A 9808-nucleotide genomic window follows, 5' to 3' on the forward strand; every position below is an offset into this window, starting at 1 on the left:
CCATGGCGTTCAACTTGAACGGTTTCAACTTCAACCAATCCATCATGGATTCTCAAGGTCGCGTCATCGCTACCTGGGCTGACGTAATCAACCGCGCTAACTTAGGTATGGAAGTAATGCACGAGCGCAACGCTCACAACTTCCCTCTAGACTTGGCTGCTGCTGATGTTGCTCCTGTCGCCTTAAGCGCTCCTGCAATCAACGGTTAATCAGTTTAGTTCAATAAAAAACGCTCTCCAATCATGGGGGGCGTTTTTTTGTGTTCATTTTTCACATTCGCGTTTAGTTACATAATGGCGATAGCGAAACATTGCTTCTAGTTGTGCTTGTACTAACCAACCACTCATAAATTCTATGCCATCACCACCGGGCATGGCATAAGTAATATTATCGGTTAATTTAGTTTTGCCATTTTCTTCTGTAAATTCATGACGATGTACCCAGGACTCAAAAGGTCCAGATATCTGTTCATCGGTAAACAGATGATATTTTTCATAGTCTGTGTGCCGCGCTAACCAAGTTAAAGGTAAAATTCCTAGAAAAAGCCGAAATTCTGTAATTGCCCCGGCTGCTAGTCCACCTTCACGTCTAACGATTTGTACAGGTTGCCAAGGTGGAGTGAGTATTTGCAGTATGTCTGGTCTTTCGTGGAATTGCCAAACTACTTCAACTGGTGCGTTAATGATTGAGGAATGTTTAAAGTGCAACATGAACAAAAAACCTAAAATTGAGCCTTTAGATTCATTATTGACAATTTTATGAGCAAATAGGCGGAAAAACCAGAGTTGATATCTAAAAATAGTTAAAGTAAAATCGCCCAAACCCTTTTCACTCTTGCCTTGCTATAACAACGATTTTCAATGCTAACCTATTTGTAAGGAGAGAATGCACTAGAAAGCCAATGCGGCGATTGCTAATTGAGGTATAAAAAATATTTTATAAACTTTTTGGAATTTATCCGCCTATATATCATTTATTGTGCAATAATGGAAGTCGAGAAGTAATTCGGTGGACCTCGTTTGTTTTTAGTATTGATAGGCTTTTTCCCTTTGGTATTTACAGACTTTTCTCCGAAATCTAAATCTCTACACTCTTATGATTTTGGAGAAAATCTATGTCAATTTATGTAGGCAACCTCTCTTATGAAGTTACCCAAGACGGCTTGAGCGAAATTTTTAAGGAGTATGGCACCGTAAAGCGTGTTCAGCTACCTACCGACCGAGAAACTGGTAAAGTTCGCGGTTTCGGTTTCGTGGAAATGGAATCAGATGCAGAAGAAACAAAAGCCATTGAAGCCCTTGATGGTGCTGAATGGATGGGACGTGATTTAAAAGTGAACAAGGCTAAACCAAGAGAGGAACGTAGTTCTTTTGGTGGTGGAAATCGGGGTGGTGGAAACTTCGGCGGTGGAAGCCGTAACCGTTACTAATATCCATAGATTTAAGTTGGATGAATGTCCACCTCGAGGATAATTAGGTTTAACAAAAGCTCAGGATTGAATACCTGGGCTTTTTTTGTGGTAAATTTTCTCCACAGGATCAATATGGCATCAAAAGAGGTATTTTGGCAATAATTATCATAATGGGGTGGCACTTGTCAGCATGATTAGTCATAAAATGTTACGTTAAAAAACTATAACCAAGTAGGTGAACACAATCAAACAAATCTGTGTAAAGAAAAGTAAAATCGCCTAAACCTTCTTTACTCTTGCCTCTTGCCTTGCCATAACGACAATTTTCTAACCTACTTAAGTCACATTTTCCAACATCTACCCATGCCTTATCTTACCACTACTGGGGAAATTCGTTCCCTAATTACTGAACATGGCAAAGCTAAAACTCTGTGGATAGATACAGAAGTTGCTGATTATAAAACTCGTAATCCGAGATTATCACTAATTCAGGTGTTGGATAATCCTGAAGATATGACTGGTAATAGTGTTTATTTGTTAGATGTTCTCGATAAGTCAGATGTAATTGCTGATTTTGTGGAAAGGATTATGATTAATGATGCTATTGAAAAAGTTTTTCATAATGCTGATTATGATGTGCAATATTTGGGCGGTAAAAGAGCTAAAAATATTACTTGTACTTTGGCAATGGCTAAGAAAATTCCGGTTTATTTACTACCGTTACCTAATTATCAACTAAAAACTCTAGCCACTGAACTTTGTAATTTTCATGATATTGATAAACAAGAACAAAGGAGTGATTGGGGAAAAAGACCATTAACTGAAGCACAACTAGAATATGCTTATCTTGATTGTATTTATTTGGCTCAAGTATATTTACGATTATTAGAATTAGAGGCTAATTTTCAGGTAGATCCAATTAAGGAAGATTTAGATTTATTGACTGCTAGATATAGAGAAATTGAACAGCAACAAAAAATACTTAAGTCAGAATTTGAGCATTTACAAGAACGGGTAAAAAAAGCGATGTTAGTTCAAAATATTGCGGAAACATCGCATTGTAAACTAACAAGTTATGAGCGGAAAACTTTTAAAACTCAGTTTCAGGAATTGGTAAATTTAGTAGAAAATCAAGGTGTTGATTTAGATTTTACCATTACTTTAACTGAAGATATTCGCAAAAATTTGGGGGTAAATCTGGAAAAATTGGCTGTAAATTTTGATAAAAATACTTATTGGAAAATCACTCCTAAAAATCACGAACATGAGGAAGATTAAGAGCAAATACTGAAAAACTCCCTGAACTAATTTTCATCCTACTTCCGAATACTGGTATGAAAATTTTCATGAAAGTGCTAACAAAATTAACAGAATTATCAGCGGAAGTCTAGTAATAATATAAATGTAGATTGCCAGGATTTTATTTTTAATATTTACTAATATGCGGTAATTGGCTGAATCAACTCATTCATTAATTCTCAATAACTTCAGGGAATTTTATAATTTGAATTGAATATTAATCAAAAAGCAGACATATTGCAAAAGTAAGTAATTTAGTGAATGATTTACTCCCAGTAAGATGGCAATTTTTGGTAAATTATGAAATGGCAGTTATTCACACAAAAACAGCGAGGAGTAAACAGGGCATTCACTGTAGCAATGTTTACAATTTTCAGTGGTATTATTTGCGTTTCTTGCAGTAATAATCAAGATGTTTTGGTGACAGAAAGGGGTGCAAGTACCCCCAATCCACTGATAGGGAGAACATCTAAAGCTGGGGAATTTTATGTTCAGGGACAAACTCAACATCTGAAAGGTAATTCCCAAGCGGCTATTGCTGCCTATAGTAAATCAATTAGTCTTAATCCTCAATATGCACCAGCATTTAAAGGTCGGGGATTAGTTTATTTTGATACTGGTAATAAAGAGGGAGCGATCGCGGATTATAATCAGGCATTACGTCTCAATCCCGAGGATGCGGAAGCATATAATAACCGTGCTAATGCTTTTGCTTCTATCGGAGATTATAGAAGAGCGATCGCGGATTATAATCAGGCAATTAGCATTGCCCCAAAATCTGCTGAGGTTTACAATAATCGAGGTAATGCCCGTGCTAACCAAGGTGATAAGAATGGGGCGTTAGAGGACTATACTCAAGCGATTCGCATTGATCAGGAATATGCTGTAGCCTATAATAATCGGGGTAATGCTTATGCTGCAAGAGGAGAACAGCAAAAAGCAATCTCCGATTATAATGAAGCCGTTCGCATTAATCCTAATTTTGGCGTTGCTTTTAACAATCGCGGTAACGCCTATGCTGAAATTGGTGACAAACGGGGCGCATTAAAAGATTTACAGCGGGCAGCAGCTATTTTTGACAAACAAGGAAATAAGGACTTATATCAACAAGCAATGAAGAATATTGAGGAATTGGGTAAGTAATTTTGTCATCTATTCTTCAATAATTGGGGTGCGTAAATCCTCTACCAAAGCCTGAATTTCCGGGGGTGGTGGTGGTGTAAGTCGAGAAACTGTAAGGGTGACAATAAAGTTAATAATCATCCCTAAAGTGCCAATTCCTTCGGCAGAAACGCCAAAAAACCAAGGTGTCATACCGACAAATTTTACGCCGACAATGTAAATAACTGTAAATATCAAACCTATTAACATTCCGGCAATTGCACCTTGAGAATTGGTGCGTTTATCAAAAATTCCCAGAAATATTACCGGGAAAAAACTTGCAGCCGCTAAACCAAAGGCAAAAGCTACCACTTCACTCACAAATCCTGGTGGATTTACGCCAAAATATCCAGCGAGAACAATGGCGAGACCAACAACAACTCGCCCTACAAATACCCGTTTTTTTTCTGAAGCTTGGGAATCAAAAATGCGATAATAAACATCGTGAGCGACAGAACTGGAAATTACTAATAATAATCCAGATGCAGTGGATAAAGCAGCAGCTAAACCACCAGCCGCGACTAAAGCAATTATCCAAGGAGGTAAATTAGCAACTTCTGGGGTAGAGAGGACAATGATATCTTTATCAATGATGATTTCGTTGGTTTCTTTGTTCGGAGTTAACTGAAAACGGCCATCTTTATTTTTATCTTCAAAAGCTAGAAGTTTGGTTTTTTCCCACTTATTTGCCCAATCTAATTGCTGGACTTCGACAATTGTTTTATTATGCAAAGAAGTAATGAGATTGTAACGAGAAAACATCCCGATTGCGGGGGCTGTGGTGTAGAGAATGGCGATAAATAATAATGCCCAACCAGCAGAAAACCGGGCGGCACGAACACTTTTAACTGTGTAAAACCGGACGATAATGTGGGGTAAACCAGCAGTTCCTACCATCAAGGCAATGGTGATGAAAAGAACATCCAGCATTGATTTGTTGGCAAAAGATTGGGTATATTCTTTAAAGCCTAAGTCAAGTTGAATGAGGTTGAGTTTATCAGCAATATCGCTGGTGGTAAAGGCTAATTGGGGAATAGGATTACCTGTGAGTTGGTAGGCGATCGCAATTGCTGGAATTAAATATGCGAAAATCAATACACAATACTGGGCTACTTGTGTCCAGGTAATGCCTTTCATTCCTCCCAAAACCGCGAAAAAGCCGACAATGATCATGCCAATGATGACACCAGTATTCACGTCTACTTGTAAAAAGCGACTGAAGACAATTCCCACACCCCGCATTTGTCCAGCGACGTAGGTGAGAGAAATAAAAATAGCTGCAACTACTGCCACCAACCGAGCTATATTGGAATAATAGCGATCGCCTACAAAATCAGGGACTGTATATTTACCAAATTTCCGTAAATATGGTGCTAATAATAATGCTAGTAAAACATATCCACCAGTCCAACCCATCAAATAAATAGAACCGTCATATCCCAAAAATGAAATCAACCCGGCCATAGAAATAAAGGAAGCCGCAGACATCCAATCGGCCGCAGTAGCAGCACCATTAGCAATTGCGGGTATTCCCTGACCGGCAATAAAAAAGTCTTTAGTATTTTCTACTCGTGATTGCCAACCAATGTAAATGTAAAGTACAAAAGAGAGGCCAACTAATATAATTGTCCAAAGTTCAACCGACATTGTTTATCCTCACTTCTTATTGTACTTCTGGTCTAATTTATCCATTTGGAAAGCATAAATAAAAATTAATACCACAAAAACCAAAATTGATCCTTGCTGTGCCATCCAAAAACCAAAGGGAACACCAAAAAACCGAATTACATTTAACTGTTGAACCAGCAATATACTAAAAACCACGGAGACTAAAGCCCAAACAATTAAAAGATTTCTAATTAAGTTCGTATTAGCACGCCAATAAGCGCGACGCTGATTTTCGTCCATTTTTCTTTGATGATCATTGCATCACAGATGATATCATCAAGACCAGATAATACTGCATTATTTGAATAATTTTTTGTAAAGTTTTATATAGTTGATAAGTAGCTAGTACCGTACTGCGTAAGTGAATGAACCATTTTCAATCGTCAAAAAGCTTACCCAATAAAGCCAACTTCAAATTAAAAACCCATTAAAACAGGGAACAATCCCAGGAATGGCATAATATTTCCCTGTTTCTTGATAATTTCAGCTAAACTGCTCTTCAGCGTCCAAATTAAATAACATTTGCAGAGTTTGCATACATCGTCTTCTAGCTTCCACATCTTGCTGGGCGCGTAATTGTACCATCGGATCATGCAAAATCTTATTGACTATTCCCCTTGTCAAAGCCTCAATTACCTCTTGATGCTTTTCGCCAAATTCTGAACCCAAACGAGATAAAGCCTTTTCTAATTCCTGTTCGCGGATAGTTTCTATTTTATTGCGTAAAGAACTAATAGTAGATACAGTTTCTAAACTCCGCCACCAAATATCAAAAGCTTCAACTTCTTCATCTAAAATCTTCTCAGCTTCCTGTGCCATTTGGCGGCGGCTTTCATAATTTTGGGCTACAACTGCTTTTAAATCATCAACATTAAAAGCCTTCACATTCGCCAAATCATTGACATCTACATCCACGTTCCGGGGGACGGAAATATCAAATATCATCAATTTTTGATTGGGTTCTAACACTGTTTCTAACTTCACCCGATCTAAAATAGGTTCAGTTGAAGATGTGCTAGTAAATACCATGTTACTAGCGGCAATAACTGACATCATTTCTGGCAGCAGATGGATTTGAATAGGTTGTTCTGGGAACAACTTCGCCAACTCTTCCGCCCTACTACGGGAACGATTAACAATACTAATTTGAGTTGCACCTTTAGAAATTAGGTGTTGTACAAGTAACCGGGACATTTTCCCAGCGCCAAGGATAGACACACGATTTATAGATAAATTTTCTACTTTCATCTGTGCCAATTCCACCGCCGCCGAACTGATAGAAACCGCACCAGTGCCAATACTGGTTTCGGTGCGAACCCGTTTACCCGCTGTTAAAGCTTGTTTAAATAAGCGATTTAAAATGGTTTTGATGCCATTAAATTGTTGTCCCAGTTTGTGGGTATTTTTAACTTGAGCGAGAATTTGACCTTCACCTAAAACTAGACTATCCAACCCAGCCGCAACCCGTAAAATATGGGTGACAGCATCACCATGCAGTAACATAAACAAATGATGTCGCAAAGACATCATGGGGAGTTTGCTATGTTCAGAAAGGAACTGCGTTACCTCGTGGATTCCCTGGGTAGTTTCGCTGCTAACAATATAAATTTCTAAACGATTACAAGTGCTGAGAATAGCAACTTCATCAACATCAGGATAACTGAGAAGTTGAGCGATCGCACTTTCGATTTGAGGTTCAGGAATACTTAATTTTTCTCTAACTTCGACTGGGGCTGTTTTATGGCTTAACCCCACCACTGCAATATTCATTTCTTAAATAGGTAATTGGTTAGGTGTCAGTTGTTCGTTGTCAGTTGTCAGTTGTCAGTTGTTCGTTGTCAGTTGTTCGTTGTCAGTTGTTCGTTGTAATTTACTATCAACCACTAACCACTAACTAATGACCACTGACTAATGACCACTGACCACTGACTACTGACTAATTACTACCGCAATTGGATAGTCTTGGGTTCATCCCACAAGTGAACTGTATCCACAAACCGAGCGGTTTTGGATTGACTAGAAATAACCAAGCTTTGGGTTCTAGCGCCACCGTGGAAGAAGCGTACACCATCCATCAAAGTTCCGGGAGTAATACCGCAACCAGCAAATAGCACTGTTTCACCAGAAGCTAATTCATCAGCGTTATAAACCTTGTCTCCATCAGTAATACCCATTTCATTTAAACGGGCAAGATTACCTTCTCTGCTTTCACCAATCAAGCCAGTTTGCACAACTTCTGGATCATAGATTAGTTGTCCTTGGAAGTGTCCACCTAAGCAGCGTAAAGCCGCAGCAGAAATTACACCTTCGGGTGCAGCACCGATACCCATTAAAGCATGAATGTTAGTACCAGCAAAAGCACAACAGATGGCAGCAGAAACGTCACCATCGCTGATGAGTCTAACTCTTGCGCCAGCGGTGCGAATTTCTTGAATTAGGTCTTTGTGACGGGGACGATCCATCACGACTACTACCAATTCTTCAACGGCACGGTTTAAGCACTCAGAAAGGATTTTCAGGTTTTCTGTAGCAGACTTATTGATATCAACATGACCTCTAGCGGCTGCTGGGGCTGCGAGTTTCTTCATGTAGAAGTCAGGAGCAGCGAATAAACCGCCTTTTTCAGAAATTGCCAAAACTGCCATTGAGCCATTTTGACCATAAGCAACCAGGTTAGTACCTTCGCAGGGGTCAACAGCGATGTCAATTTCTACGAGTTCTTCAACATTACAGAAACTAGCAGCATTTGGTTGAGTACAGATACCAACTTCTTCACCAATGTACAGCATGGGAGCTTCGTCCCGTTCGCCTTCACCGATCACGATGCGACCACGCATATGGATTTTGTTCATCCGTTCGCGCATGGCTTCCACTGCTACTTGGTCAGCAATGTTCTTTTCGCCCTTACCCATCCACTTAGAAGAAGCGATCGCTGCTTGCTCAACTACTTCTATAATCTCTAACCCAAGAGTATTTTCCACGAGTATCCCCTTTAAATTACTTGTCTTAGCGTCGTTTTCTTAGCTATTTCAGTTTTTAAGTTTACCAAAGTGCGGATACATATTAGAAAAAAGTCTGGAATACCAACTATGTTAAGTTTTGCTGCTACCTATTGCTAATATGTAGTTAAGGAAATATGTATATGCTAATGTATCGTTTATGACTTACGTAAATGTCACACTAAAAATCTGTTGTGGAGTGAGTCAGACTGCATAAATCCAGCAAATAAGTAGATTGTTGATATCTGACGCACCCTACCAATGTACTTTACCGCCATATCCTATGCTGAAATTTGCCCCCAAATTACTTCCCCTATTTACCACTTTAGCCTTATCTAGTATTGCATTTTTACCAGAAATAGCTCAAGCACAAATTCGTAATTCTCCCGAAATTATTGAAACCAACGCCGAACAAGGTCAAGCCAGAGGAATAATTGAAATTACCAATGGTGGAAACAAACCATTTCGCGGTCGGATCTACGCTGGACCTTTTACCTATAATCGAGATGGTTTGGTAGTGGAAAAATCTAATCCCCAAGATTTAACGCCTTTTCTCACCTTTTCCCCCCGTGAAGTAGTCATTGAACCTGGACAAACTCGTCGTATTCGTCTAGTTTCTCAATTTCTGCCTAGTACACCAAGCGGAGAATATCGCGCTGTAATTTTTACAGAAAGTTTAGAAGAAGTACAAACCCAAGGACAATCTACAGTAGGAATTAAACCCAGACTTGCAACTACTACTATGTATGTTCGTCAAGGAAATACAGCACCAAATTTAATCCTTGAATCTGTAAGTTTTCAGCCTGAGAATAAAAAAATTGAATTATTAGTCAGTAATAAGGGTAATGCTTCTGCATTTCCTAAGGCAATTTGGACTTTAAAACAGGGAGGAACAACGGTAGCAACAGGAGATAGTAAAGATTTTGCAGTTATTGCTGGTCAAAACCGAAATATTTTGATTAACTTTCCCGAAAAAGATCAAAAAGTTGTTCCTGGTGAATATCAATTGACTGGAAATTTGGTTTGGGGAAATCAAGAAAAACCTGACAAATTACCCTTTAACTTGAATTTAAAAATTTCTCCAGAAGCAGCAAATACAGCTAATAAAACACCATAAAAAATGCTGTTGCTGAACCCGTAGTTATGAGTTTTAGATGTAGAGATGTTACAGAAAACGTCTCTACAAATTTTTTAGTATGACATACAGTGGTTTCCGCTCTTATGAGGTACATCTTAGCCCCCTCATCGCTTGCGGGGAGGGGGTTGGGGG

General features: G+C 38.8%; 9 protein-coding genes and 1 pseudogene. 5 read left to right on the forward strand and 5 right to left on the reverse strand.

Features of this window, described 5'->3' with window-relative positions; genetic code table 11:
- Nucleotides 1-209: pseudogene (locus IQ226_RS23455) on the forward strand (photosystem II q(b) protein); the annotation flags it as partial.
- Nucleotides 210-263: 54 nt separating this feature from the next.
- On the opposite strand, the gene IQ226_RS23460 reads toward IQ226_RS23455, so the two are convergent.
- On the reverse strand, nucleotides 264-710 hold the full coding sequence (locus IQ226_RS23460) for an SRPBCC family protein (RefSeq protein ID WP_193899416.1): 447 nt from the start codon (nucleotides 708-710) through the stop codon (nucleotides 264-266).
- 404 nt (nucleotides 711-1114) lie between these two features.
- Here IQ226_RS23460 and IQ226_RS23465 point away from each other — a divergent pair, with 404 nt between their 5' ends.
- The 3 genes from IQ226_RS23465 to IQ226_RS23475 all read left to right on the forward strand — a co-directional run bounded on the left by IQ226_RS23465 (nucleotide 1115) and on the right by IQ226_RS23475 (nucleotide 3853).
- Nucleotides 1115-1429 carry an RNA-binding protein gene (locus IQ226_RS23465; RefSeq protein ID WP_193899403.1) on the forward strand — a complete coding sequence of 105 codons (315 nt, stop codon included), beginning with the start codon at nucleotides 1115-1117 and terminating at the stop codon, nucleotides 1427-1429.
- Between the two features lie 345 nt (nucleotides 1430-1774).
- Nucleotides 1775-2689, forward strand: coding sequence for a ribonuclease D (locus IQ226_RS23470; protein ID WP_193899405.1), 915 nt, complete (start codon nucleotides 1775-1777; stop codon nucleotides 2687-2689).
- 321 nt (nucleotides 2690-3010) lie between these two features.
- Entirely contained in the window at nucleotides 3011-3853 is an 843-nt protein-coding gene (locus tag IQ226_RS23475; protein ID WP_193899407.1) for a tetratricopeptide repeat protein, read from the forward strand.
- A gap of 9 nt (nucleotides 3854-3862) precedes the next feature.
- On the opposite strand, the gene IQ226_RS23480 is transcribed toward IQ226_RS23475, so the two are convergent.
- From IQ226_RS23480 to glpX, 4 genes are all read right to left on the reverse strand, one after another.
- Complete coding sequence (locus IQ226_RS23480) at nucleotides 3863-5518, reverse strand: sodium:solute symporter family protein (protein WP_193899409.1); 1656 nt, start codon at nucleotides 5516-5518, stop codon at nucleotides 3863-3865.
- A gap of 9 nt (nucleotides 5519-5527) precedes the next feature.
- A complete protein-coding gene (locus IQ226_RS23485; protein ID WP_168646340.1) occupies nucleotides 5528-5779 on the reverse strand; it encodes a DUF4212 domain-containing protein in 252 nt (83 codons plus the stop codon).
- 243 nt (nucleotides 5780-6022) lie between these two features.
- Nucleotides 6023-7309 (reverse strand): glutamyl-tRNA reductase, encoded by a 1287-nt coding sequence (locus IQ226_RS23490; RefSeq protein ID WP_193899411.1) that lies wholly within the window; start codon nucleotides 7307-7309, stop codon nucleotides 6023-6025.
- Nucleotides 7310-7482: 173 nt separating this feature from the next.
- Nucleotides 7483-8520, reverse strand: coding sequence for a class II fructose-bisphosphatase (glpX, locus tag IQ226_RS23495; protein ID WP_193899414.1), 1038 nt, complete (start codon nucleotides 8518-8520; stop codon nucleotides 7483-7485).
- A 253-nt stretch (nucleotides 8521-8773) separates the two neighbouring features.
- On the opposite strand from glpX, the gene IQ226_RS23500 reads away from it, so the two are divergent.
- The gene (locus tag IQ226_RS23500; protein ID WP_228039637.1) at nucleotides 8774-9655 is read left to right on the forward strand and encodes a P pilus assembly protein, chaperone PapD; all 882 of its coding nucleotides are present in this window, start codon (nucleotides 8774-8776) and stop codon (nucleotides 9653-9655) included.
- The last annotated feature ends 153 nt before the right edge of the window (nucleotides 9656-9808 follow it).

Origin of the sequence: Dolichospermum sp. LEGE 00240 (assembly GCF_015207875.1) — a bacterium.
Lineage (GTDB): Bacteria > Cyanobacteriota > Cyanobacteriia > Cyanobacteriales > Nostocaceae > Dolichospermum > Dolichospermum gracile.

Coding starts and splice junctions, on each gene's coding strand:
- IQ226_RS23465 (WP_193899403.1), top strand. CDS start 1,115: ATGTCAATTTATGTAGGCAACCTCTCTTATGAAGTTACCCAAGACGGC.
- IQ226_RS23480 (WP_193899409.1), bottom strand. CDS start 5,518: ATGTCGGTTGAACTTTGGACAATTATATTAGTTGGCCTCTCTTTTGTA.
- IQ226_RS23475 (WP_193899407.1), top strand. CDS start 3,011: ATGAAATGGCAGTTATTCACACAAAAACAGCGAGGAGTAAACAGGGCA.
- IQ226_RS23485 (WP_168646340.1), bottom strand. CDS start 5,779: ATGGACGAAAATCAGCGTCGCGCTTATTGGCGTGCTAATACGAACTTA.
- IQ226_RS23490 (WP_193899411.1), bottom strand. CDS start 7,309: ATGAATATTGCAGTGGTGGGGTTAAGCCATAAAACAGCCCCAGTCGAA.
- IQ226_RS23460 (WP_193899416.1), bottom strand. CDS start 710: ATGTTGCACTTTAAACATTCCTCAATCATTAACGCACCAGTTGAAGTA.
- IQ226_RS23470 (WP_193899405.1), top strand. CDS start 1,775: ATGCCTTATCTTACCACTACTGGGGAAATTCGTTCCCTAATTACTGAA.